This window comes from Streptomyces sp. NPDC058291 (assembly GCF_042880855.1).
In the GTDB taxonomy this organism is placed as follows: Bacteria; Actinomycetota; Actinomycetes; order Streptomycetales; family Streptomycetaceae; genus Streptomyces.
Window position 1 is genome coordinate 1 of sequence record NZ_JBHVYK010000110.1, and the last position, 24621, is coordinate 24621.

Consider the following 24621-nt stretch of genomic DNA (forward strand, 5'->3'; position numbering starts at 1 on the left):
GCTATCCGCTCCCACGCCACATCCGTCAACTCACCACGACCCACCACAAGATCAATTATCAGACAGGCCCTAGGCCAGGGGCGCGCCGTATCCGTCCTTGGGCGGTGTGCCGTAGGGCTCGTACGGGTCGGGGTCGCGGGGACCGAACAGGGCCGTGAGCCCCAGATGCACCAGCGACGCGGCGAGCGGCCACGCGAGCAGCGCCCCCTTCGCGCCGAGCTTCAGCGGCGCGGAGAACGTCACCCCCTTGCCCGCCGACCGCGCATGCGCGATCACATCCGACGCGGGTCCGAGCCACACGCCCAGCCGCCAGGCCAGCAGCGACCCGAGGAACCCGCCGACCGCGAGCGCGACGGCCAGCGGCACTCCCCCGCGCCGCCGCCAGACGAACACCGCGAGCGCGCTCACCGCGCCGCACGCCAGGGCCAGCAGGGTGAACGTTCCGTCCACCCCGATCGCCTGCTCCCCCTCGGTGTCCTTGAAGTAGACGACCCACTGGCCGTCCGCGAGGTCGCCGACGAGGGGCACGTTCGGGGCCAGCCACACCCACAGCAGCCCGAGCAGCGCTCCGGCGACGGTGACCGCGACCGCGATCACGGCGGCCTCGCGCAGTTCGGTCTTCATCCCGGGCCCGTCCTGTCCGTACGCGACGTCGTGGGGCGCGGCGGCCGCTCCCGTGTGCCCCGCGGGCGACGGCCAGGCGTCGTGCGAAGACGGTTCGTGCGGCGGCGGAGGCGGAGTCAGCGGTGCGGTCACCCTGACATCGTGCCAGGCCCGCCCGAGCGGCGCGTCACCGGACGGCGGCCCGGCGGTACGCCCAGGTGGCGACGGCGAGCGAGGCGACGCCCACGCCCGCGCACACGGCGAGGTCGCCGAACACGTACGCCCAGTCGGGGTCCGCCCCGAAGGTCCGGGCGAACGCCTCGACCCCGTACGTCGACGGCAGCAGGTCACGGGCGAAGCGCACCGCCTCCGGCATCCGGTCCGGCGGCAGCACGCCCAGCAGCAGCGCGGCCGACATGCCGAGCTGACCGAGCACCGTGGCCAGCTCCGGCCGCGGCGCGAGCAGTCCGAAGGCCGCGCCGAGCCCGGACAGGGCGGCGCCGGCCAGCGGGATGACGGCCACGAGCACCCACAGGTGCGTCAGCGGCAGCCCGAACAGCACGCACCCGAACACGGCGGTCACCAGCGTGCCGGGCACCGTGAAGGAGGCGTACGCGCCCGCCGCCCCCAGCACCACGGCCGCGGGCGGCACGGGCAGCGTCGCATAGTGGTCCAGGCCCCCGCTCGCCCGCAGCTGACCGAAGTACTGCGCGAGCAGGTTGAGCGCGACGAACGCGACGACCAGCACCGCGGACCCCGCCACCACGGACTCCGCCTCACGTCCTCCGTCGACCACGCCCCGCATCATGATCAGGATGCCGACGGACTGGAAGGTCGCCACGAACAGCAGCGGGATGCGCGCCACCCGGGCCCGGGACAGCTGCGCCCGGTACACGGCCACGAGCGACGGCCACAGCCGGGCGCGCGGCGCGAGCTCGGCGGCGCCGGTGCGGGCGGTCTCCGTGACGGCCCGGGCGCCGCCCGGCAGAACCTCGGCGGGTACGACACTCACGTGGCGCTGCTCCATTTCCCTACGGTTCTCCTACCGTCCCATACGGGCCCGGGGGCTCGCCCGCTCAGCCCGGCGCCCGCCGTCGTCCACGCGCTCACGCCCGCACCAGCCCCTGCCGGGCGGCTCCGCCCAGCGCCAGGTAGACGTCCTCCAGGCTCGGGGTGGCCAGGGTGAAGTCGTCCAGCGCGGCGAAGGCGGCCCCGCCGGTGACGGTGGCGACGACGGCCCGGGCCTCGTCGGGGGCCAGGCGCAGCGTCCAGCGGCGCCCGGACTCCACCGCCCGTTCGCGCAGCGCGGCGACCTCGGGCACGTCCAGCGGCGCCCGCTCACGCCACACCAGCTCCACCCGCACCTCGCCGGCGACCTGTTCCTTGAGCCCGGCAGGGGTGTCACAGGCGATGACGCGCCCCTGGTCGAGGACGGCGACCCGGTCCAGGACCGTCTCGGCCTCGATGACGTTGTGGGTGACGAGCAGCACGGTCGTCCCGCGCTCGGCCCTGCGCCGGTCCACGGCGGCCCACACGGCCCGGCGCGCCACGGGGTCCATCCCGGTGGTGGGCTCGTCCAGCACCAGCAGGGGCCGTTCGCCCACCAGCGCGGCGGCGAAGCAGGCGAGCCGGCGCTGCCCGCCGGACAGCTTGCGCAGCGGCCGCCCGGCGAGCGGTGTGAGGCCCAGTTCGTCGAGGACGGCGTCGCGCTCCCGGCGGGCCTCGTGCACGTGGAGGCCGCGCAGCCGCCCGGTGGTCTCGGCGGCCAGCGAGACGGTGAGTTCGTCGAGGGCGGTGGACTCCTGCCCGAGATAGGCGAGGATGCGCGCGGCCCGGTCGGGGTGGCGCACGATGTCGTGGCCGAGGATCTCCACGCTGCCCGCGTCGGGCCGCATCAGCCCGGTCATCTGGCGTACGAGGGTGGTCTTGCCGGCGCCGTTCGGACCGAGCAGCCCGAAGATCTCACCGCGCCGGATGTCCAGCCGCACGTCGTCGGTGGCCCGCACCTCGGGTGTCGCGGGAGCGCCGCGCCGGCCACGGACCGCCGGATAGGACTTCGTCAGCCCGCGCACGGCGCACACGACCTCGTCCCGGTGCCGGACTGCCGATGCCGCGCGCGTACTCACAAGGAACGAGACTACGGGGTCGGGGACCTCCGCCCGCCGTCGGGGGCGTCCGGGACGCCCGGTTCAGTCCCCCGCCGGAGCGGGTTCGGCGGCGGTGCGCACGTCGACCTCGCGCCAGAAACCCGCCCGGATGGCGTACCGGTCGTGTTCGTCGATCTGGTCGTCCTTGTGGGCCAGCAGACCGAAGCGGGCCGCGTACCGCAGCAGCTCGCCGTCGATGCGGTGCGGGATCCGCGGGTACATGCCGGACAGCTTCTGCAGATGGCCCTGGTCGCCGAGCCGCCCCATCCAGCGGCGGGCGAAGACCTGGCCCACCTCGTAGGGGTCGCCGCCGACGGTGGTGATGTCCTCCTCGCGGTCGGCCCACCGCTGCTCCGCCGTGGTGACCTGCGCGAGGGTCGGCATCGAGGCGACCTCGGAGGGCTCGGGGGCGGTCCCGGGGCGGTCGACCCAGCCCTTGTCGGAGGACCAGCGCAGGGTCGCGGTGGCGGGCTGCTGGACGGCCGGGGCGCCGGGGGCGCGCAGGGCGGCCAGGTCCTTGGGGGTCGGCACGCCCTTGGGGGCGGGGACGCGCTCCTGCGTGCCGTTCTCCGAGCCGGCGCCCCCGGAGGGGTGTTCGGGCTCGTCGGGGGTGCGCTCGGCGGCCGGCGCGAGGCCGGAGTCGGGCAGCGGGGCGGAGAGGATGGCGGCGATCTCGGGCCGGGGCGCGGGCGGCGGCGCGCAGATCCCGCCGAGGTCCTTGGCGCGGACGGCCTTGGTGATCCAGATGCGGTCCAGGACGCGCCGCTCGTCGGCCTCGGCGACCAGGTCCTCGGACTGGTTGTAGTCGCCGTCGGCGGCCTGCACGGCCCACAGGTGGACGGCGACGCCGTGCTCCTTGGCGGCCATCATCCCGGGCAGCAGATCGCCGTCGCCGGTGACGAGGACGACGTCGGAGCAGGCGCGGTTGCGGGCCAGTTCGGTCAGCTCCGCGTGCATGGCGGCGTCGACGCCCTTCTGGGCCCACCGCCCGTCGCTGCGGGTGAGGGCGCCCAGCCGGACGGTCACCCGGGGCATCACCCGCAGCCTGCGGTGCTCCGGCTGGGGGACGCGGTCGGGCGCGCCGTCGAACCAGTAGATGCGCAGCAGCGGGCGCTCGGTCTCGGACTCGGCCTGTTCGCGCAGGCCCTGGACGAGGGCGGCGTGGTCGACGGTGATGCGGGAGCGCGAGGGTTCCCCGGCGAGGAGACTCGCGGCGGCCCCCAGCAGATACCCGGCGTCCACCAGGACGATGCAGCGGTCCACACGACTCACCCTCTTTCCGGGAGGTTTGCTTCGGGCTTCCTTCGAGTCTGCCCGACCGTGCGGAGGTTAACGGCCCGAACTCGATCTTCGGCGTGGCGTTTCGCGTACCTGCGCTCCGACAAACCCTGTTACAGACGGTAATTATCCGAAATGCGTCGTAAGTCAGCCTATGTGAATCTGGTCGCGGCCCTGGCACCGAGATCCAACCCAGGAGGCAGAGCACCATGACCAAGAACAAGAAGCAGGAACGTAAGCAGCCGCAGTCCGAGCGTGGTCAGCAGGCGGCACGCCCGTCCACGATGGAGTCGCAGGCCGAACAGCACATCGCCCAGGTGACACCTGCCGACATGGCCCACAAGGGCCGGCAGAAGCGCTTCGGCCACAACTGACCTCGGCACGACGGGCTGTTGCGACCCGGGCACAGCGAGGGGCGCATCCCATACCGGATGCGCCCCTCGGTTCATCTCGCGATCAGCCGGCCAGGCAGGACGGGCCGAGCAGCACCTTCAGATCGCCGAACAGCGCCGGGTCGGGCTTGACCCGGTGCCGGTCCAGGCGCAGGACGGTCGTCTTCGTCGGCCCCTGGAGCCTGATCCGGACCTCGCTGTCGCCCCGGTGGTGGGTGAGGATCTCGCCGAGACGGTTGATCATCGGCGGGGTGACCCGGGTGGCCGGGATGGTGAGGATCACCGGCGCGTTGGTGCCCGCGTTCGACAGGTCGGGGACCTGCAACTCCATCGCGACGAGCCGCGGCACGTCCTCGCGCTTGTCGAGCCGGCCCTTGACGAAGACGACGGCGTCCTCGACCAGTTGCGTCGACACGAGCTGGTACGTCGCGGGGAAGAACATGCACTCGATGGAACCGGCGAGGTCCTCGACGGTGGCGATCGCCCAGGCGTTGCCCTGCTTGGTCATCTTGCGCTGCAGGCCCGAGATGATGCCGCCGATGGTCACCACCGCGCCGTCCGCGTGCTCACCGCCGGTGAGCTGGGCGATGCCCGCGTCGGCCTTGTCGGACAGCACGTGCTCCAGGCCGAAGAGCGGGTGGTCGGAGACGTACAGACCGAGCATCTCCCGCTCCTGGGCGAGCAGATACGTCTTCTCCCACTCGTCGGTGGTGAACTCGACGTCGAGGCCGAAGCCGGGCTCGCTGGTGTCCTCGTCGCCCATCCCGCCGAAGAGGTCGAACTGCCCCTCGGCCTCCTTGCGCTTGACCGCGACCACGTTGTCGATCATCGGCTCGAACTGTGCGGTCAGACCCTTGCGGGTGTGCCCCATGGTGTCGAACGCGCCGGCCTTGATCAGCGACTCCGTGGTGCGCTTGTTGCAGGCGACCGCCTCGACCTTGTCGAGGTAGTCCGGGAACGAGAGGTACTTCCCCTTGGCCTTGCGGCTCCTGATGATCGACTCCACCACGTTGGTGCCGACGTTGCGCACGGCCTCGAGGCCGAAGAGGATCACGTCGTCGCCCTGCGCGGCGAAGTTGTGCACCGACTCGTTGACGTTCGGCGGCAGCACCTTGATGCCCATGCGCCGGCACTCGTTGAGGTAGACGGCCGACTTGTCCTTGTCGTCCTTCACCGAGGTGAGCAGCCCGGCCATGTACTCGGCCGGGTAGTTCGCCTTCAGGTACGCCGTCCAGTACGACACCAGTCCGTACGCTGCGGAGTGCGCCTTGTTGAAGGCGTAGCCGGCGAACGGCACCAGCACGTCCCACAGCGCCTTGATCGCCTCGTCGCTGTAGCCGTTCTTCTTCGCGCCGGCCTGGAAGATGGTGAAGTTCTTCGCGAGTTCGTCGGGCTTCTTCTTGCCCATCACGCGACGCAGGATGTCGGCCTCGCCGAGCGAGTACCCGGCGATGATCTGGGCGGCCTTCTGCACCTGCTCCTGGTAGACGATCAGGCCGTAGGTGACGGCCAGGACCTCTTCGAGGGGCTCCTCCAGCTCCGGGTGGATCGGGGTGATCTCCTGGAGCTTGTTCTTGCGCAGGGCGTAGTTGGTGTGCGAGTCCATGCCCATCGGGCCGGGACGGTAGAGCGCCGAGACTGCGGAGATGTCCTCGAAGTTGTCCGGCTTCATCAGCCGCAGCAGCGAGCGCATGGGCCCGCCGTCGAACTGGAAGACGCCGAGGGTCTCACCGCGCTGGAGCAGTTCGAAGGTCTTGGGATCGTCGAGCGGCAGGGCCAGCAGGTCGAGGTCGATGCCCTTGTTGGACTTCACCATCTTGACGGCGTCGTCCATGATCGTCAGGTTGCGCAGGCCGAGGAAGTCCATCTTCAGCAGGCCGAGCGACTCGCACTGCGGGTAATCCCACTGCGTGATGGTCACGCCGTCGGTGTGCCGCACCCAGATGGGGGCGTGATCGACGATGGGCTCGCTGGACATGATCACGCCGGCGGCGTGCACGCCCATCTGCCGGACCAGGCCCTCGACGCCCTTGGCGGTGTCGATGACCTTCTTGACGTCCGGCTCGTTCTCGTACATCGCGCGGATCTCGCCGGCCTCGCTGTAGCGCGGGTGCGAGGGGTCGGTGATGCCGTTGAGGTCGATGCCCTTGCCCAGGACGTCGGCGGGCATGGCCTTGGTGAGGCGGTCGCCCATCGCGTACGGGTAGCCCAGCACGCGCGCGGAGTCCTTGATGGCGTTCTTCGCCTTGATCTTGCCGTAGGTGCCGATCATGGCGACCTTGTCGGCGCCGTACTTCTCGGTCACGTAGCGGATCACCTCGACGCGCCTGCGCTCGTCGAAGTCGATGTCGACGTCGGGCATGGAGACGCGCTCGGGGTTGAGGAACCGCTCGAAGATCAGACCGTGCGGGATGGGGTCGAGGTCGGTGATGCCCATCGCGTAGGCGACGATCGAGCCGGCCGCGGAGCCTCGGCCGGGGCCGACCGCGATGCCGTTGTTCTTGGCCCACATGATGAAGTCGGCGACGACGAGGAAGTAGCCCGGGAACCCCATCTGGATGATGACGTCCATCTCGTACTCGGCCTGCTTCTGCCGGTCCTCCGGGATGCCGCCCGGGAAGCGGCGCTCCATGCCCCGGCGGACCTCCTCCTTGAACCAGCTGACCTCGGTGTAGCCCTCGGGGATGTCGAACTTCGGCATGAGGTTCTTGGCCTCGAACATGCCGGTGGTGTCGATCTGCTCGGCCACCAGGAGGGTGTTGGCGCACCCCTCCTGCCAGGCGTCCGAGGAGTCGATGGCGTACATCTCCTCCGTGGACTTCAGGTAGTAGCCGGTGCCGTCGAAGCGGAAGCGGTCCGGGTCGGAGAGGTTCTTGCCGGTCTGGATGCACAGCAGCGCGTCGTGCGCGGTCGCCTCGTGCGCGTACGTGTAGTGCGAGTCGTTCGTCACCAGCGGCGGGATGCCGAGCTTCCTGCCGATCTCCAGCAGGCCGTCGCGGACCCGGTGCTCGATGTCGATGCCGTGGTCCATCAGCTCCAGGAAGTAACGGTCCTTGCCGAAGATGTCCTGGTACTCGGCGGCCGACTTCAGGGCCTCGTCGAACTGGCCGAGGCGCAGCCGGGTCTGGAGCTCGCCGGAAGGGCAGCCGGTGGAGGCGATGAGCCCCTCGGACCACTGGGAGATGGTCTCCTTGTCCATCCGGGGCCACTTCTGCAGCCAGCCCTCGGCGTACGCGTCGGAGGACAGCCGGAAGAGGTTGTGCAGACCCGTCGCGTTCGCCGCCCAGATCGTCTTGTGGGTGTAACCGCCGGAACCGGAGACGTCGTCGCGCTTCTGGTGCGGCTGGCCCCACTGGATCTTGCGCTTGTTGCGCCGCGACTCGGGGGCGACGTACGCCTCGATCCCGATGATCGGGGTGACTCCGGCCTTCTTCGCGGTGTGGAAGAAGTCGTAGGCCCCGTGCAGGTTGCCGTGGTCGGACATCGCGATATGGGTCATGCCCATCTCGTTGCACGCGTCGAACATGTCCTTCAGCCGCGCGGCACCGTCCAGCAGCGAGTACTGGGTGTGGACGTGCAGGTGCGTGAACGGCGGCTTTGACACGGCTGCGGCCTCCAGGGGGAACAAGGGTCGACTGGCGTCCCACGGGTCGCGCACGCACCGGGGGACAGCGTCGAAGTCTATGCCTCGCCACTGACACTCCGGGGGCTCACCCGCGTACCTTCACAGCGAGGGGCACGGGCACTTTCGCACGGCTCCGCCCGTTGGAGACGACAGAAACGCTGTCGTACACGTCATGCACCAGGAGGCACCCAGCGATGTCGGTTCCGCAGCTCGACGACGAGCACCGCGGCGAGCAGATCCTCGCCGTCTTCGACACCGCCTTCGGCGAGCTCCTGGCCGCCGACCCGGCCGCGTTCCGGGTGAAGTTCCGGAAGATGGCGGCCTCGGCGTTCGCGTTCTACCGGGGCACGGCGGGCCTCTTCTACCACGACCTGGAGGCCGAGAGGCGGGGCGGCCCGTTCCTCGACGACCGCACCTCGCGCGTGTGGATCCACGGCGACCTGCACGCGGAGAACTTCGGCACGTACATGGACGCCACGGGCCGGCTGATCTTCAACGTCAACGACTTCGACGAGGCCTACGTCGGCCCCTTCACCTGGGACCTCAAGCGCCTGTCCGCCTCCCTCGCCCTCATCGGGTACGCGAAGGCGCTCTCCGACGACCAGATCACCGAGCTGGTGGAGGTCTACGCGGGCGCCTACCGCGAGCGCGTCCACGCGCTGGCGACCGGCGCCAAGAGCGACGAGGTGCCGCCCTTCACCCTGGACACCGCCCAGGGACCCCTGCTGGACGCGCTGCGCGACGCCCGCTCGCTGACCCGCTTCGGCCTGCTGGACTCGATGACGGAGATCCGCGACTTCGAGCGCCGCTTCGCGCCGGACGGCGGCTCCATCGAGCTGGACGCGGCGACCCGCTACAAGGTCCTGGCCGCCTTCGACGGCTATCTGGAGACGCTGCCGGAGTCCTCGCTCACCCGCCCGGACTCCTACCGCGTCAAGGACGTCGTCGGCCGCCGCGGCATCGGCATCGGGTCGGCGGGCCTGCCGTCGTACAACATCCTCCTGGAGGGCAACAGCGACGCCCTGGAGAACGACGTGGTGATCTACATCAAGCAGGCGCAGACCCCGGCCGTCTCCCGGCACATCACCGACCCGGCGATCCGCGGCTACTTCCAGCACGAGGGCCACCGCACGGTGATCTCCCAGCGTGCCCTGCAGGCGCACGCCGACCCGTGGCTGGGCTGGACCGAGCTGGACGGCGCGGGGCAGCTGGTCGCCGAGGTGTCGCCGTACGCGGTCGACCTGAACTGGGGCGACATCGACGATCCGGAGGAGATCGCGGGCGTCGTCGCCGACCTGGGCCGGGCCACGGCCACCATGCACGCGGCCGCGGACGACCAGTCCGGCGAGTCCCTGGTGCCGTTCTCCACGGAACGGGCCATCGACGCGGCCATCGCGGCCGACGAGGACGGCTTCGCGCCGCTGCTGGTCGACTTCGCGCACACCTACGGCGCACGCGCGCGTGCCGACCACCAGATCTTCGTCGACCTGTTCCGCAACGGCCGGATTCCCGGTCTCTGACAGCCCTCCGCTCACAGGGACCCTTTAGCGGTCCCCTACAGGAGCACGTGGCACACTCTCCTCCGCTATGGACATATCCGGGATCCGCCTCAGAGCCGTACGCGCGGCGCTGTTCACGGCCGTCGTCGTGACGCTCAGCAGCGCGTCGCACGTGCTGCTGTCGCGGGTCCCGCTGCCGCTCAACACGGTGGCCGCCGTCGCGGCCGCCGTGTTCGCCCTCGCCTACGCCCTCGCCGGCCGCGAGCGCGGCTTCGGGCGGATCGCCGCCCTGCTGGTCCCGCTGGAGCTGGCCGCCGACACCGTCTTCACCACCGGACAGCACGTCTGCTACGGCCGGGCGGGCGGCCCGGTCGCCGGGCCGCTGGCCTCGGTCGGCTGGGACGTGCTCTGCGGCGACGGGACGCCGTTCGGCAGTCCGCTGGCCCAGGTCACCGGCGCCGACACCGACCGGCTCGGCGGCCTGCTCGCCCACGCCGACCCGGCCACCGCCTGGCTGCTGCTCGCCGCGCACGTCTGCGTCGGCCTGCTCGCCGCCGCCTGGCTGCGCCGGGGCGAGCGGGCGCTGGCCCAGCTGTTGCGGGCGGCGACCGCGAACACCTTCCGGCCGCTGCTGCTGGCCGTCGCCGCCGTGACCGTGCGCCGGGCCCCGGCGGCCCGCCGCCTGCCGCGCCCCGCGCGCCGTACGGCCGCCGTCCGCGAGCGGATCCTCGTGCACTCCCTGGGACGGCGTGGTCCGCCGTGCCCGGCCGTCGCGGTCTGAGCGGACCCGCGGCACCCGAGCACGGCTCGGTCCCAGTCCCTGCACGTCCCCACGAAACTTCCGCGTACCCACGGGTGCGCGTCCCTTTGGAGAACACCATGAGCAAGCGGAACAGCTCTGAGGCGAAGACGGCGGCCCGGGAGCGGCTGCGCATCGAGCGCGAGCGCGAGGCCAAGCGGGCCAAGACCAAGCGGCAGGTCATCGTCGCCCTCTCGGCCGTCGCCGTGCTGGCCGTGGCCGGCGGCATAGGTTACGCCGTCGTCCAGGCCAACAAGCCGGGCTACTGGGAGGACGTCAAGAGCCAGAAGCTCGTCAAGCCGGCCAACACCAGCGGGGAGAACGGCACGACGGTCGTCATCGGCAAGGCGAGCGCCAAGAAGACCCTCGCGATGTACGAGGACCCGCGCTGCCCCGTCTGCGCCCAGTTCGAGCAGACCGTCGGCCCGACGGTCGACAAGGACGTCACGGACGGCAAGTACAAGATCCAGTACGTGGGCGCCACCTTCCTCGACGACAAGCTCACCGGCGAGGGCTCCAAGAACGCGCTGAGCGCTCTCGGAGCGGCGCTCAACGTCAGCTCCGAGGCTTTCCTCGAGTACAAGACCGCGCTGTACTCGGCCAAGTACCACCCGGACGAGACCGACGACAAGTTCAAGGACGATTCCTACCTGATCAAGGTGGCGGACACGGTCTCGGCCCTGAAGGGCAATGCGAAGTTCCAGACCGCCGTGAAGAACGGCACGTATGACAAGTGGGCTCTCGTCATGAGCGACAAGTTCGACACGGACAGCAAGAAGTACAACATCCAGGGAACTCCGTCCCTCGTGATGGACGGCAAGCTCGTCAACGGCAGCAACGGCAGCGCCCCCATGACCGTCGCCGACTTCCACAGCGCGCTCGCCCCGTTGCTCAAGGGCTGAGTATCGGAGTAGCGGAAATGCCCCGGACCGCGTTGTGACCGGTCCGGGGCATTCCGCTTTTCCGGGCCGGAGGTCATGGAAAACGGCGTGTGGGCAGCGGCCGGACCAAGGGCTGGATCTTCCCCGAGAACCTGTCGCCGTCGTCCGGGTCCGTCCACACCTGCTGACTTCGGCGCTCCGGGACGGCCCGCCGGTTCGTCGACGGGCCGTTCCGTCCTCCCGGCGAACGTCTCCGCAGGGAGTGCTGGGGGCGGGGGTCGCGGCAGGACGGCGGGAGACCGGGGCGCCGCCCGTCGCTCCCGCCTCGGAGCCCGGCGCCTGACGCTCAGTCGAAGAGCGGGCGAACTTCTTTGCCGTTCACCCGCCCCCGGTCGTACCGGTCAGTAATCTGATCGGCCGTGACCAGTAGACACAGAACGTCCGAGAGCGCCGACATCTCGTCGCCGCGCCCCAACTCACCGTCGCCGCGCCGCCGTACGGTCGTCAAGGCGGCTGCCGCCACCGCCGTGCTGGCCGGCCCGCTCGTCGCCGCGCTGCCCGCCCGCGCCGCCGAGGCCCCCGCGTTCCTGCACGGCCTCGCCTCCGGGGACCCGCTGCCGGAGGGCGTGCTGCTGTGGACCCGGGTGACGCCCACCGCCGAGGCGACGCCGGGCTCGGGACTCGGCCCTGACACCGAGGTGAGCTGGGTCGTCGCGCGCGACAAGGCCCTGACGGACATCGTCGCCAAGGGCTCCGTCACCGCCACCGCCGCGAGCGACCACACCGTCAAGGCCGACGTCCGTGGCCTCGCGCCCGCCACCGACTACTGGTTCCGCTTCTCGGCCGGCGGCGTCGACTCCCCGGTGGCGCGCACCCGCACCGCGCCGGCGGCGGACGCGACGGTGGCCGGCCTGCGCTTCGGCGTGGTCTCCTGCGCCAACTGGGAGGCCGGCTACTTCTCCTCGTACCGCCACCTCGCGGCCCGCGGCGACCTGGACGCCTGGCTGCACCTCGGCGACTACATCTACGAGTACGGCACCGGCGAGTACACCGCCCGCGGCGTCGTCGTACGGGAGACCTCGCCCACGCACGAGATCCTCACGCTCGCCGACTACCGCGCCCGTCACGGCAAGTACAAGACCGACCCGGACCTGCGGTCGCTGCACGCCAAAGCGCCGGTCATCGCGATATGGGACGACCACGAGTTCGCGAACGACACCTGGTCGGGCGGCGCGGAGAACCACACCGAGGGCGCCGAGGGCGCCTGGTCGGCCCGTCAGGCGGCCGCCAAGCAGGCCTACTTCGAGTGGATGCCGGTGCGCCCGGCGATCGCCGGCACCACCTACCGCCGGCTGCGCTTCGGCAAGCTCGCCGACCTGTCCCTGCTGGATCTGCGGTCCTTCCGCTCCCAGCAGGTCGCCGTCGGCAAGGGCGCGGTGGACGACCCGGACCGCACGATCACCGGCCGCGCCCAGCTGGACTGGCTGAAGGCCGGGCTGGCGGCGTCCGACACCACCTGGCGGCTGGTCGGCAACTCGGTGATGATCTCGCCGTTCGTGATCGGCTCGCTCTCGGCGGACCTGTTCAAGCCGCTGGCCAAGCTGCTCGGCCTGCCCGAGGACGGTCTCGGCCTCAACACCGACCAGTGGGACGGCTACACCGACGACCGCCGTGAACTCCTCGCCCACCTGCGCTCGAACGCCATCCGCAACACGGTCTTCCTGACCGGCGACATCCACATGGCGTGGGCCAACGACGTGCCGGTGGACGCCGGGACCTACCCCCTGTCGGCCTCGGCCGCCACGGAGTTCGTGGTCACCTCGGTGACCTCCGACAACCTCGACGACATCGTGAAGGTCCCCGAGGGCACGCTCACCGCGGCGGCCTCCCCGGTCATCCGGGCCGCCAACCGGCATGTGCACTTCGTGGACACCGACCGGCACGGTTACGGCGTCCTGGACATCACCGCCGAGCGCGCGCAGATGGACTACTACGTCGTGTCCGACCGGACGAGCCCCACCGCGACCTCCTCCTGGTCCCGTTCCTACCGCACGCGCAGCGGCACGCAGAAGGCGGAGCGCACGTACGACCCGGTGTAGCCGCCGGCCGGAGGGATGCGGCCGGCGAACTCCCCGGTCATGGTCAGAGGGTCTCGAGGAAGCCGAGCGCCACCCGCCAGGTGGCCTCGGCTGCCTCCGCGTCGTAGTCGGGCAACTCGGGGTCGGTGTAGAGGTGCCCGGCGCCCGCGTACCGGTAGATCTCCACGTCGGCGCCGGCTCTGCCCATCTGCAGGTACCAGGCGCTCAGCCAGTCGTCGGTCTCGAAGGGGTCCGGCTCGGCCACGTGCAGCTGCACCGGCAGATCGTCCACCGTGACGTTCGGCGCGAGGTCCGAGGTCCCGTGCAGGAGCAGCAGGCCGCGCGCCTTGTCGTCGCCGAGGGCGAGGGTCTGCGCCACGGAGGCGCCCAGCGAGAACCCGGCGTACACCAGCCCCCGCTCCGAGTAGGGGGCGGCGGCCAGGACAGCTCGCTTGAGCAGGTCGTCCTTGCCGATCTCCTCCTTGTACGCCATGCCCTCCTCGACCGTGTCGAACGTGCGCCCGTCGAAGAGGTCGGGGGTGCGGACCTCGTGTCCGGCGGCGCGCAGCCGGTCCGCCGCGGCGTGCACCGCGGGCCGCAGACCGTAGGTCGAATGGAAGAGCATGATGTTCATACGCCCATGGTGCCAGCCCGCGCCGACAGCGCTGCGCGTGCGACTCCTCACAGAAGTCGCAGGTTCAAGGTCGTACGGACCCGGTTACGTTCGAAGGCATGGAGAACCTGCTCCGCCCCGTGATCGTGGTGGGCGGATCGGTGGTGCTGACCGTCCTCATCGGCTGGGCCACCGACCGTCTGCTGTGCAAGGCCGACCAACGGCACCCCGAGACCTCTCTCTGGGGCCTGCTGCGCCGTGGTCGCATCCCCTATCAGCTGGTGCTGTGCGCGGCGATGCTCAGAGGCTCCTACGACCAGGCGCAAATGCTGCAGGACCACAAGACCGGCATCGGCCGCACCCTCACCCTGGTGCTGATCGGCTCGGCGGCCTGGCTGGTGATCCGCATCGCCGGGGCGGTCGTCGAGACGTCGTACTCGCACTACGCGCGGATGCACCGCGACGCGGCCCGGGTGCGCAGGGTGCGGACCCAGGTGTCGCTGATCATGCGGGTGGTCTCGGCCGTCGTCGGCGTGGTCGCGGCCGCCGCGATGCTGCTGACGTTCCCCGCGATGCGTGCGGCGGGCGCCTCCCTGCTGGCCTCCGCCGGGATCCTCGGCATCGTCGCCGGTGTGGCCGCCCAGTCCACGCTGAGCAACCTGTTCGCCGGGCTGCAGATCGCGTTCGGCGACATGGTGCGCATCGGCGACACGGTCGTGGTGGACGGCGAGTGGGGCACGATCGAGGAGATCACCCTGACCTTCCTGACCGTGCGCACCTGGGACGAGCGCCGCATCACGATGCCCGTGTCGTACTTCACCTCGAAGCCGTTCGAGAACTGGTCGCGCGGCACCCCGCAGATGACCGGCATCGTCTACTGGCACGTCGACCACGCGGCGCCGGTGGAGGCGATGCGGGAGAAGCTGCGCGACATCCTGCGCCAGTGCCCGGCCTGGGACGGCCGCGCCTACGGGCTGGACGTGACGGACACCACGCCCAACACCATGCAGGTGCGGGCGCTGGTCACGGCCAAGGACGCCGACGACATCTGGACGGTGCGGGTCAGGGTCCGCGAGGAGATGATCCGCTGGCTGTGGAAGGAGCACCCGTACGCGCTGCCGCGGGTCAACACCGCGAGCGCGGCCCTGCCCCCGGGCCGTCTGCCGGCCCAGAGCTCCTCTCCCGACGGTGCGGCCCGCCGCGTCTCGGAGTCGCCGCGCCCGGGCCGCTGAGCGTCGGTTGCCCCGCTCGGCGCCCCCGTTGACCTGGACGACCTGCGAACTGACGTGTCCGGCGGCCGGGGAGGCAAGCCAGTGCAGGGTGGCGGCGATGTCGGCGGGCGTCCCGGCCCGGCCGGTGAAGGTCTCGCCGACGAGCCGCTCGCGCCGTGCCGGCTCGATCGCCGCCCCGAAGAACTCGGTGTCCTCGACATAGCCGGGTGCGACGACGTTCGCGGTGATCCCGCGCGGACCGAGCTGCCGGGCGAGGTCGCGGGCGTACGGGTGCAGCGCGGCCTCGGCGCCGCCGTGGGCTCCGCTGCCCGACCCCCGGTAGGCGGCGATCGAGCGGATGAACAGCACCCGTCCGCCGGGCGAGGCGAGCCGGTCCTTGAGCGCCTCGGTCAGCAGGGCCGTGCTGAGGGTGTTGCTCCGGATGGCGACGCTCCAGTCGTGCGCGACCCGGTCCAGCGGATCGTCGCCGTCGCTCGGCGGCTCCACGTGCCCCGCGCCCCCGGCGCTGTGGATCAGCATGTCCACCGTGCCGAACTCGGCCTCGACGAAGCGGGCGACGCCGCGCACCTGCGCCGGCTCGCTCAGGTCCGCGGGGTAGCGAGCGCTCCGTCCACCCCGGCCTTCTCCAGCACCTCCGCCCGCCGCCCGAGCAGCAGCACCCGGTCGCCGTCGGCGGCGAACAGCCGCGCCGCGGCGAGCCCGATCCCCGTGCCGCCCTCACTCACCACGTTGCGTCCCATGATCCGAGCGTAATGACAGGGTCCGGCCAGGGGCGCGGCCGTTCACACGACCGTCGTGAAACGGACGCCGTGCGCCGGACGGCCGCCGAAGTCCGCCGCACGCACCTCGAAGGTCCGCCCCGCGCACCTCACTTGAGGCTGCGCACGTCCAGATGGCGCAGCACCCGGTCCACGATCTCGGGATCGGCGCCCGGTTCGCTGCGCGCCGCGACCACCTCGTGCCGTGCCGCGCTCAGCATCTCGCTCTGGATCCGCCGTACCCGCTTGAGCCGGCGCACCCGCTGATCGTGGCCCTCGCGCCGCTCGTCCTCACCGACGTCCGGGCTGATCCGCAGCCCGATGTCGAAAGCCCGTCGCAGCATCTGCTCGGCGAGCTCCTCGGAGAGGTCCTCCTCGGACTCGATCTCCCGCAGCCGCTGCTTCGCCGCCTTCGCCGCCCGTACCGCCAGCTCCTTCTCGAAGGCCTTCTCCCGGTCGGTGTCGGACTGCACGTCGAGCCGCCTCACCAGCCACGGCAGGGTGAGCCCCTGCAGGACGAGCGTGGCCATGATCACGCCGAACGCAATGAAGACGATCTCGTCCCGGTCGGGGAAGGGGCCACCGTCGTCGGTCTTCAGCGGGACGGCCAGCGCCAAGGCCACCGACGCCACCCCCCGCATACCCGACCACCACATGACGACGGTCTCCCGCCAGTTGATCGGGATGTCCTCCAGGTGGTCCTTCCTGGCGTGCAGCCGTTGCGTGAGCCAGGTCGCCGGCATGAGCCACAGCAACCGGACGACGACGACCACGGCCACGATCACCACCGCCCACCCGAGCATCTCCCCCCACCGGCCCGAAGCCGTCCGGATCGCGTTGTGCAGCTCCAGGCCGATCAGCCCGAACGCGACACCCGTGACGAGGGTGTCGACGATGTCCCAGAAGGTGTGGCCGGCCAGCCGGGTCAACACGTCGTCGGGGTCGGTGGCGTACTCGGCGAGGAACAGCGCGGTGGTCAGCACGGCCAGCACCCCGGACCCGTGGAACTCCTCCGCCAGCACGTACGAGGCGTACGGCACCAGCAGCGTCAGCCCGATCTGCAGCGTCGTGTCCCCGAGGACGTCCAGCAGACGGTTCGCGCCCCAGCCGAGCGCGACGCCCACGGCCACCGCCACCACGGCGGACAGCACCAGGTCGAGGCCGGCCCGCCACGGCGAGAACGTCCCGCTCACCGCCGCCGCGATCGCGACGTGGTACAGCACGATGGCCGTGACGTCGTTGAACAGCCCCTCGCCCTCCAGGATGGAGACCAGCCGGCGGGGCAGGCCGAGCTGCCCGGCCACGGCGGTCGCGGCCACGGGGTCGGGCGGCGCGACGAGCGCCCCCAGCGCGACGGCGGCGGCGACCGGCAGCCCCGGCACGATCGTGTGGGCCACGGCGGCCACGCAGATCGTCGTGACGAACACCAGCGCCACGGCGAGCAGGAAGATGGGCCGCACGTTCGCCGCGAACTGCCGCCACGAGGTCCGCCGCACCGCCGCGTACAGCAGCGGCGGCAGCAGGAGGGGCAGGATCAGGTCGGGCGGGATCTCCACGTTGGGCACGAAGTCGAGCACCGCCAGGACGATTCCCAGCAGGGTCATCAGCACCGGCGCGGGCAATCCGAACCGGTCCCCCACGGGGACGCTCACCACGGCCCCGAGCAACAGGACGAACAGCAGGGCCAACTGGTCCACGGTCAGCACTCCGGGTCTAGACGATCAAGAACATCCGGACCCCCAGCGTCGCACGCCCACCGTCCGCTACAGCGAACGCCGCATGGACCGGTGCGGAATGCCCGCCTCCAGGTCCTCCGGCCCGTAGGCCGTGTACCCCAGCCGTTCGTAGAATCTCAGCGCCTGCGTCTGTGCGTGCAGGTCGACGGCCCGAAGCCCGCGCGCGCGTGCCGCGTCCTCGACGGCCCGGACCAGGGCGGCCCCGACGCCCAGCCCGCGTGCCTCGCGGGTCACGGCGAGCCGCCCCAGCGAGCCCACCGACAGATCGCCGCCGGTCCTGGCGGCGGCCGCCTCGCCGTACAACAGCCGTCCGGCGCCGAGCGGCCGCCCGTCCTCGCCGACCGCCAGCACGTGCACGGCGTCGGCGTCGTGCTCGTCGTACTCCAGCTCCTCGGGCACGCCCTGCTCGCCGACGAAGACCTCCTTGCGGACGGCGAAGCAGGCCTCCCGGTCGGCGAGGTCCTCGGCGACGCGCACTTCGTACGCGCGCGTGCCGCTCACCCGTAGGTCTCCTCGCGGACCTGGTCCAGGGCCTTCGTCAGGTCCTCGGGGTAGTCGCTGGCGAACTCCGCCCACTGCCCGTCGCCGGGGTGCTCGAAGCCCAGCCGCACGGCGTGCAGCCACTGCCGGGTCAGGCCCAGCCGCTTGGCGAGGGTGGGGTCGGCGCCGTACGTCAGGTCGCCGACGCAGGGGTGGCGGTGGGCGGCCATGTGCACCCGGATCTGGTGGGTGCGGCCCGTCTCCAGCTTCACGTCCAGCAGGGAGGCCGCGCGGAACGCCTCGATGAGGTCGTAGTGCGTGACGGACGGCTTGCCCTCGGCGGTGACGGCCCACTTGTAGTCGTGCTGGGGGTGGCGGCCGATGGGGGCGTCGATGGTGCCGCTGGTCGGGTCGGGGTGGCCCTGGACGAGCGTGTGGTAGCGCTTGTCGACCGTGCGCTCCTTGAACTGGCGCTTCAGCGAGGTGTACGCCCGCTCCGACTTGGCGACGACCATCAGACCGGACGTGCCGACGTCGAGCCGGTGCACGATGCCCTGGCGCTCGGCCGCGCCGGAGGTGGAGATGCGGTAGCCGGCCGCGGCCAGTCCGCCGATCACCGTCGGCCCGCTCCAGCCGGGGGACGGGTGCGCGGCCACGCCGACCGGCTTGACGATCACGACCACGTCGTCGTCGTCGTGGACGATCTCCATGCCCTCGACCGGCTCGGCCACGATCTGCACGGGCGCGGGGGCCGGCGGCATCTCGACTTCCATCCAGGCGCCGCCGATCACCCGCTCGGACTTGCCGACCACCGAGCCGTCGACCGTGACCTTCCCCGCCGCGGCCAGCTCGGCGGCCTTCGTACGGGAGAAGCCGAACATGCGGGAGATGGCGGCGTCGACGCGCTCGCCCTCCAGGCCGTCCGGCACGGGCAGGGTACGGATCTCGGGAATCGTGCTCACCCGTCGAGTATGCAGGACGGGCGCGGCGCCGCCGTACGGGCCTGTGGACAACCGGCGGCGAGACCGGGCCGGGATCAGTCCTTGTGGACGGTCCCGTCCGGGTCGAGCCCCTTGAAGGACAGCAGCACGATCAGGATGCCGCCGCACACGATGGCCGAGTCGGCGAGGTTGAAGACCGCGAAGTGCTTCGGCGCGACGAAGTCCACGACCGCCCCCTCGAAGACCCCCGGGGCACGGAAGATCCGGTCGGTGAGGTTGCCCAGGGCGCCGCCCAGCAGCAGCCCCAGCGCGATCGCCCAGGGCAGGCTGTAGAGCTTGCGCGCCAACCGGGCGATCACCACGATCACGGCCGCGGCGATCACCGTGAAGATCACGGTGAAGGCCTCGCCGAAGCCGAAGGCCGCCCCCGCGTTGCGGATGGCCTCGAACCGCAGCCAGTCCCCGACGACCTCGACGGGCGCGTGGTGCTCCAGCTTGGCGACCACGATCATCTTGCTCACCAGGTCGAGCGCGTAGGCGAACGCGGCCACGGCGAAGAGCACGGCGATACGGCGCTTGCCCCTGGACCGCGCCCCGGTGCTCTCCTGCTCCCCCGGGCCGGACGACTGCTCCGGCTCGGATCCCGTCTCTGGGGTGTCCGGCGTACCGATGACGCGCTCCGCCTCTGCCACGTGAGTCCCTCAACCTAGGTACCTGACTGAGGACGAGGGTACGGCACACCCCCCGGCAGCCAGGTGATCAGTACCGGCGCTCCTGCTTCTGCTTGCACTCCACGCACAACGTGGCCCGCGGGAAGGCCTGCATCCTGGCCTTGCCGATGGCGTTTCCGCAGTTCTCGCACAACCCGTAGGTGCCGGCGTCCAGCCGCTCCAGGGCGTGCTCGGTCTGGATCAGCATCTCGCGCGCGTTGGCGGCCAGCGCCAGTTCGTGCTCGCGCGTGATGTTCTTGGTGCCGGTGTCGGCCTGGTCGTCGCCGGCGCCGTCCCCCGAGTCGCGCATCAGGCCGACCAGGGCGGCCTCGGACGAGGACAGCTCCGTGCTCAGCCGTTCCCGCTCGGACTCCAGCTCCGCGCGCGCCTCCTCGACCTCCTCGGGCGTCCACGGCTCCTCGCCGGGGCGCACCGCCAGCTCGCCCGGTTCCGCAGCGGCCAGGCGCGCCTTGGGGACGGCGGTGTTCGCCGCCATGGCCGTACCCGGAGTCTTCTTCGCAACCACAGTCGTGGCTCCCGTCTGCTCCGCGGCCGAGGCCGCGCCCACCTTCTTGGCCGTGTTCTTCCTGCCCGCGCTCGTCGCGGCCACGCCCTTGGCACCGGCGACCTTCTTGGCCGCCGCCTTCTTGGCGCCGCCCTTCCCGGCGACCGTCTTCTTCGCCGTCGTCCTCCCGGCGGCCGTCTTCTTGGCGACGGCCTTCTCGGCGACCGGCTTCTCGGCGACCGCCCGCTGCGCGGCGGCCCCCTCCCCGGCGACCTCCTTCTGCGCGGTCTTCTTCGCGGCGGCCGCCTTCGCGGCCGTCGTCCTCGCGGCCTCCCCTGCGGCGGCCGACCGCACCGCCTTCACGGGCCGCCCGGCCGTCGAGCCCTTGGCCGCGCCGGAGGCACTGGTGTCCCTGTCGGACGCCGACTGCTGTACGGCGGTCTTCTTCGCCACCATGGCCGCGGCCCCTTCACATATTGTGATCTTGCACGCGAATCGTGCTGGGACGATAAATCGACTTGGAGCCCGCGGCAACGGGGCACACCGCCCGATTCGCCCGCCTCGCGCACGACACGCGACAAGCCTGCATCCGTTGTGCCCAACTCCCCGCCGGGTAATCCGCCGGGTCGCAGCTCCCACGACGCGAACCATCGCACCTCCCCGTTCAGCCGCCATTCGGGGCATTGCGGACCCCGCGGTCGCACGCGCCCGCGTCCCCCGTAAACCGGTCGGCCGCCGTCGTCGCCGAGCCGTACACTGGGCGCAGCGAAAAGCGTGGATGGGGACGAGTAGCGGCGTACGCAGCCCAGAGCGACCCGGGGACGGTGGGAGCCCGGGGGCGAGCGCGACGCGAAGATCACCCCGGAGCCGCCGGAAGAAGACCCCGCAGGGGTTGGTAGACCCGGCATCGCGACCCCAATGAGGGGGCTCACCGGAGCGCAGGCCGCCCCGGAGGGCCAAGGAGGGTGGTACCGCGGGAGCGCGCCGCACACGGCGTACACAGGCAAGAAGGCTCTCGTCCCTCCGACGGAAGGCAGTACGTCCGCCGGAGGAAGATCGATGACGCAGTACCGCCAGGTGCCCGCCCAGGTCGACCTGCCCGCCCTCGAGCACGCGGTGCTCGACTTCTGGCGCGAGCAGAAGATCTTTGCCAAGACCCTGGAGCAGTCCGAGGGCCGCCCCGAGTGGGTGTTCTACGAGGGCCCGCCCACCGCGAACGGCATGCCGGGCGCCCATCACATCGAGGCGCGTGTCTTCAAGGACGTCTTCCCACGCTTCCGCACCATGCGCGGCTATCACGTCGCCCGCAAGGCCGGCTGGGACTGCCACGGCCTGCCGGTGGAGCTGGCGGTCGAGAAGGAGCTGGGCTTCAGCGGCAAGAAGGACATCGAGGCGTACGGCATCGCCGACTTCAACGCCCGCTGCCGTGAGTCCGTGCTCCGGCACACCGACGCCTTCTCCGAGCTGACGACCCGCATGGGCTACTGGGTCGACCTCGACGACGCCTACGTCACGATGGACCCCGAGTACATCGAGTCGGTCTGGTGGTCGCTGAAGGAGATCTTCGGCAAGGGCCTGCTGGTCCAGGACCACCGCGTCGCCCCCTGGTGCCCCCGCTGCGGCACCGGCCTGTCCGACCACGAGCTGGCGCAGGGCTACGAGACGGTCGTCGACCCGTCCGTGTACGTCCGTTTCCCGCTCACCTCCGGTCCGCTCGCCGGCCAGGCAGCGCTCCTGGTGTGGACGACGACCCCGTGGACGCTGGTGTCCAACACGGCCGTGGCCGCGCACCCGGAGGTCACCTACGTCGTCGCCACCGACGGGGAGGAGAAGCTCGTGGTCGCCGAGCCGCTGCTCGCCAAGGCGCTCGGCGAGGGCTGGGAGACCACCGGCCAGACCTTCACCGGCGCCGAAATGGAGCGCTGGACCTATCAACGTCCGTTCGAGCTCGTGGAGTTCCCGGAACCAGCCCACTACGTCGTCAACGCCGAGTACGTCACCACCGAGGACGGCACGGGTCTGGTCCACCAGTCGCCCGCCTTCGGCGAGGACGACCTCAAGGTCTGCCGCTCCTACGGTCTGCCGGTGGTGAACCCGGTCCGCCCGGACGGCACCTTCGAGGAGTCCGTCCCGATGGTCGGCGGCGTCTTCTTCAAGAAGGCGGACGAACAGCTCACCGAGGACCTCCAGCAGCGCGGCCTGCTGTTCAAGCACATCCCGTACGAGCACAGCTACCCGCACTGCTGGCGCTGCCACACCGCGCTGCTGTACTACGCGCAGCCGTCCTGGTACATCCGCACGACGGCCGTCAAGGACCGTCTGCTGCAGGAGAACGAGAAGACCAACTGGTTCCCCGACACGGTCAAGCACGGACGGTTCGGCGACTGGCTGAACAACAACATCGACTGGGCGCTGTCCCGCAGCCGCTACTGGGGCACCCCCCTGCCGATCTGGCGCTGCGAGGACGACCACCTCACGGTCGTGGGCTCGCGCGCGGAGCTGACCGAGCTCACCGGCACCGACCAGTCGGAGCTGGACCCGCACCGCCCGTTCATCGACGCGGTCACGTTCGCCTGCCCGCAGGACGGCTGCGGGCGCACGGCCACGCGCGTGCCGGAGGTCATCGACGCCTGGTACGACTCGGGTTCGATGCCGTTCGCGCAGTGGGGCTACCCGTACAAGAACAAGGAACTGTTCGAGTCCCGCTACCCGGCCCAGTTCATCTCCGAGGCCATCGACCAGACCCGCGGCTGGTTCTACACGCTGATGGCCGTCGGCACGCTGGTCTTCGACAAGTCCAGCTACGAGAACGTCGTCTGCCTCGGTCACATCCTCGCCGAGGACGGCCGCAAGATGTCCAAGCACCTGGGCAACATCCTGCAGCCGATCCCGCTGATGGACCAGCACGGCGCCGACGCGGTCCGCTGGTTCATGGCGGCCGGCGGCTCCCCCTGGGCGGCCCGCCGGGTGGGCCACGGCACGATCCAGGAGGTCGTCCGCAAGACGCTCCTGACGTACTGGAACACGGTCGCCTTCCAGGCCCTGTACGCCCGTACGTCCGGCTGGGCGCCCAGTGCGGCCGACCCGGCCCCCGCCGACCGCCCGCTGCTCGACCGCTGGCTGCTCTCCGAACTCCACGCGCTCACCGACCAGGTGACGCAGTCCCTGGAGTCCTACGACACCCAGCGCGCCGGCAAGCTGCTCTCCGCGTTCGTCGACGATCTGTCCAACTGGTACGTCCGCCGCTCCCGCCGCCGCTTCTGGCAGGGCGACAAGGCGGCGCTGCGCACCCTGCACGAGGTCGTCGAGACGGTCACGAAACTGATGGCCCCGCTGACGCCGTTCATCACCGAGCGGGTCTGGCAGGACCTGGTCGTGCCGGTCACCCCCGGCGCCCCGGAGTCCGTCCACCTGTCGTCCTGGCCGCAGGCCGACCTCTCGGCGATCGACCCGGAGCTGTCGAAGCAGATGGTCCTGGTCCGCCGCCTGGTGGAGCTGGGCCGCGCCACGCGTGCGGAGTCGGGCGTCAAGACCCGCCAGCCGCTGCTGCGCGCGCTCGTGGCCGCCGCCGGGTTCGACGCCCTCTCCCCCGAACTGCACGCGCAGATCACGGAGGAGCTGAACGTCGAGTCCCTCGCGTCACTGTCCGAGGTGGGCGGATCGCTGGTCGACACGACCGCCAAGGCGAACTTCCGTGCCCTGGGCAAGCGGTTCGGCAAGCGGGTCCAGGAGGTGGCCAAGGCGGTCGCGAACGCCGACGCGGCCGCGCTCTCCCTCGCCCTGCGCGAGGGCACGGCGTCGGTGGAGGTCGACGGCGAGACGGTCGCCCTGGCGCCCGACGAGGTGATCATCACGGAGACCCCGCGCGAGGGCTGGTCGGTGGCCTCCGACTCCGGCGCCACCGTGGCCCTGGACCTGGAGATCACCGAGGAGCTGCGCCGCGCGGGCCTCGCCCGCGACGCGATCCGGCTGATCCAGGAGGCCCGCAAGAACAGCGGTCTCGACGTGGCCGACCGCATCGCGCTGCGCTGGACGGCTACCGACCCGGCCGTGGTCGACGCCCTGTCCGGGCACGCAGGCCTCATCGCCGACGAGGTCCTCGCCACGGACTTCGCCCAGGGCGAGGCGGACGACTCCTACGGCGCCCCGTTCACGGACGAGGGCCTGACGCTGACGTTCCGCCTGCGCAAGGCGTAAGGCCAAGGCGGAAGGCGTAAGGGGTACGGCCGACGGAAGGGCTCGGCTCCACGGTGGAGCCGGGCCCTTGGTCGAGCGGGCGCCCCGGGGCGCAGGGCGCACCGCCCGCCGCCTTCGTCAACACGCGTAAAAGGGGCGGGGCCCCGG

The 24621-nt window shown here is 71.2% G+C and carries 18 protein-coding genes and 1 pseudogene; 7 read left to right on the top strand and 12 right to left on the bottom strand.

Annotated features, from left to right (window positions below; translation table 11 throughout):
* Positions 1 to 69: 69 nt before the first annotated feature.
* From ACFVYK_RS34130 to ACFVYK_RS34145, 4 genes are all read right to left on the bottom strand, one after another.
* Positions 70 to 756: a DUF2567 domain-containing protein gene (locus tag ACFVYK_RS34130; RefSeq protein WP_389780613.1), complete on the bottom strand. Its 687-nt coding sequence runs from the start codon at positions 754 to 756 to the stop codon at positions 70 to 72.
* Between the two features lie 34 nt (positions 757 to 790).
* Positions 791 to 1615, bottom strand: coding sequence for an ABC transporter permease (locus tag ACFVYK_RS34135; RefSeq protein WP_389780614.1), 825 nt, complete (start codon positions 1613 to 1615; stop codon positions 791 to 793).
* A 94-nt stretch (positions 1616 to 1709) separates the two neighbouring features.
* Positions 1710 to 2684 (bottom strand): ABC transporter ATP-binding protein, encoded by a 975-nt coding sequence (locus ACFVYK_RS34140; protein ID WP_389780630.1) that lies wholly within the window; start codon positions 2682 to 2684, stop codon positions 1710 to 1712.
* 108 nt (positions 2685 to 2792) lie between these two features.
* Complete coding sequence (locus tag ACFVYK_RS34145) at positions 2793 to 4013, bottom strand: NYN domain-containing protein (RefSeq protein WP_389780615.1); 1221 nt, start codon at positions 4011 to 4013, stop codon at positions 2793 to 2795.
* A gap of 224 nt (positions 4014 to 4237) precedes the next feature.
* Between ACFVYK_RS34145 and ACFVYK_RS34150 the strand changes: the two genes are divergently transcribed.
* Positions 4238 to 4402, top strand: coding sequence for a hypothetical protein (locus tag ACFVYK_RS34150; protein WP_389780616.1), 165 nt, complete (start codon positions 4238 to 4240; stop codon positions 4400 to 4402).
* Between the two features lie 82 nt (positions 4403 to 4484).
* Here the strand turns inward: ACFVYK_RS34150 and dnaE are convergent, their stop codons facing one another.
* Positions 4485 to 8024: a DNA polymerase III subunit alpha gene (gene dnaE / locus ACFVYK_RS34155; protein ID WP_389780617.1), complete on the bottom strand. Its 3540-nt coding sequence runs from the start codon at positions 8022 to 8024 to the stop codon at positions 4485 to 4487.
* A gap of 215 nt (positions 8025 to 8239) precedes the next feature.
* Between dnaE and ACFVYK_RS34160 the strand changes: the two genes are divergently transcribed.
* From ACFVYK_RS34160 to ACFVYK_RS34175, 4 genes are all read left to right on the top strand, one after another.
* Entirely contained in the window at positions 8240 to 9565 is a 1326-nt protein-coding gene (locus tag ACFVYK_RS34160; RefSeq protein WP_389780618.1) for a DUF2252 domain-containing protein, read from the top strand.
* A 67-nt stretch (positions 9566 to 9632) separates the two neighbouring features.
* On the top strand, positions 9633 to 10325 hold the full coding sequence (locus tag ACFVYK_RS34165) for a hypothetical protein (protein ID WP_389780619.1): 693 nt from the start codon (positions 9633 to 9635) through the stop codon (positions 10323 to 10325).
* A gap of 98 nt (positions 10326 to 10423) precedes the next feature.
* On the top strand, positions 10424 to 11245 hold the full coding sequence (locus ACFVYK_RS34170) for a thioredoxin domain-containing protein (RefSeq protein ID WP_389780620.1): 822 nt from the start codon (positions 10424 to 10426) through the stop codon (positions 11243 to 11245).
* Positions 11246 to 11643: 398 nt separating this feature from the next.
* The gene (locus ACFVYK_RS34175) at positions 11644 to 13323 is read left to right on the top strand and encodes an alkaline phosphatase D family protein (RefSeq protein ID WP_389780621.1); all 1680 of its coding nucleotides are present in this window, start codon (positions 11644 to 11646) and stop codon (positions 13321 to 13323) included.
* Positions 13324 to 13366: 43 nt separating this feature from the next.
* Here the strand turns inward: ACFVYK_RS34175 and ACFVYK_RS34180 are convergent, their stop codons facing one another.
* Positions 13367 to 13936, bottom strand: coding sequence for a dienelactone hydrolase family protein (locus ACFVYK_RS34180; protein ID WP_389780622.1), 570 nt, complete (start codon positions 13934 to 13936; stop codon positions 13367 to 13369).
* A gap of 98 nt (positions 13937 to 14034) precedes the next feature.
* On the opposite strand from ACFVYK_RS34180, the gene ACFVYK_RS34185 reads away from it, so the two are divergent.
* A complete protein-coding gene (locus ACFVYK_RS34185) occupies positions 14035 to 15147 on the top strand; it encodes a mechanosensitive ion channel family protein (protein ID WP_389780623.1) in 1113 nt (370 codons plus the stop codon).
* A gap of 6 nt (positions 15148 to 15153) precedes the next feature.
* Here ACFVYK_RS34185 and ACFVYK_RS34190 read toward each other — a convergent pair.
* From ACFVYK_RS34190 to ACFVYK_RS34215, 6 genes and pseudogenes are all read right to left on the bottom strand, one after another.
* Positions 15154 to 15887 (bottom strand): annotated as a pseudogene (locus tag ACFVYK_RS34190) (SDR family NAD(P)-dependent oxidoreductase); the annotation flags it as partial.
* A 128-nt stretch (positions 15888 to 16015) separates the two neighbouring features.
* Positions 16016 to 17602, bottom strand: a complete 1587-nt coding sequence (locus ACFVYK_RS34195; RefSeq protein ID WP_389780624.1) for a Na+/H+ antiporter — start codon at positions 17600 to 17602, stop codon at positions 16016 to 16018.
* 66 nt (positions 17603 to 17668) lie between these two features.
* Positions 17669 to 18142 carry a GNAT family N-acetyltransferase gene (locus ACFVYK_RS34200; RefSeq protein WP_389780625.1) on the bottom strand — a complete coding sequence of 158 codons (474 nt, stop codon included), beginning with the start codon at positions 18140 to 18142 and terminating at the stop codon, positions 17669 to 17671.
* Positions 18139 to 19083 carry an RluA family pseudouridine synthase gene (locus tag ACFVYK_RS34205; RefSeq protein ID WP_389780626.1) on the bottom strand — a complete coding sequence of 315 codons (945 nt, stop codon included), beginning with the start codon at positions 19081 to 19083 and terminating at the stop codon, positions 18139 to 18141. Before ACFVYK_RS34205 ends, ACFVYK_RS34200 begins: the two co-directional genes overlap by 4 nt.
* Positions 19084 to 19157: 74 nt before the next feature.
* Positions 19158 to 19754 carry a signal peptidase II gene (gene lspA, locus ACFVYK_RS34210; RefSeq protein ID WP_389780627.1) on the bottom strand — a complete coding sequence of 199 codons (597 nt, stop codon included), beginning with the start codon at positions 19752 to 19754 and terminating at the stop codon, positions 19158 to 19160.
* Between the two features lie 67 nt (positions 19755 to 19821).
* On the bottom strand, positions 19822 to 20733 hold the full coding sequence (locus tag ACFVYK_RS34215) for a TraR/DksA family transcriptional regulator (protein ID WP_389780628.1): 912 nt from the start codon (positions 20731 to 20733) through the stop codon (positions 19822 to 19824).
* A 603-nt stretch (positions 20734 to 21336) separates the two neighbouring features.
* On the opposite strand from ACFVYK_RS34215, the gene ileS reads away from it, so the two are divergent.
* Entirely contained in the window at positions 21337 to 24474 is a 3138-nt protein-coding gene (ileS, locus tag ACFVYK_RS34220) for an isoleucine--tRNA ligase (protein ID WP_389780629.1), read from the top strand.
* Positions 24475 to 24621 lie beyond the last annotated feature (147 nt).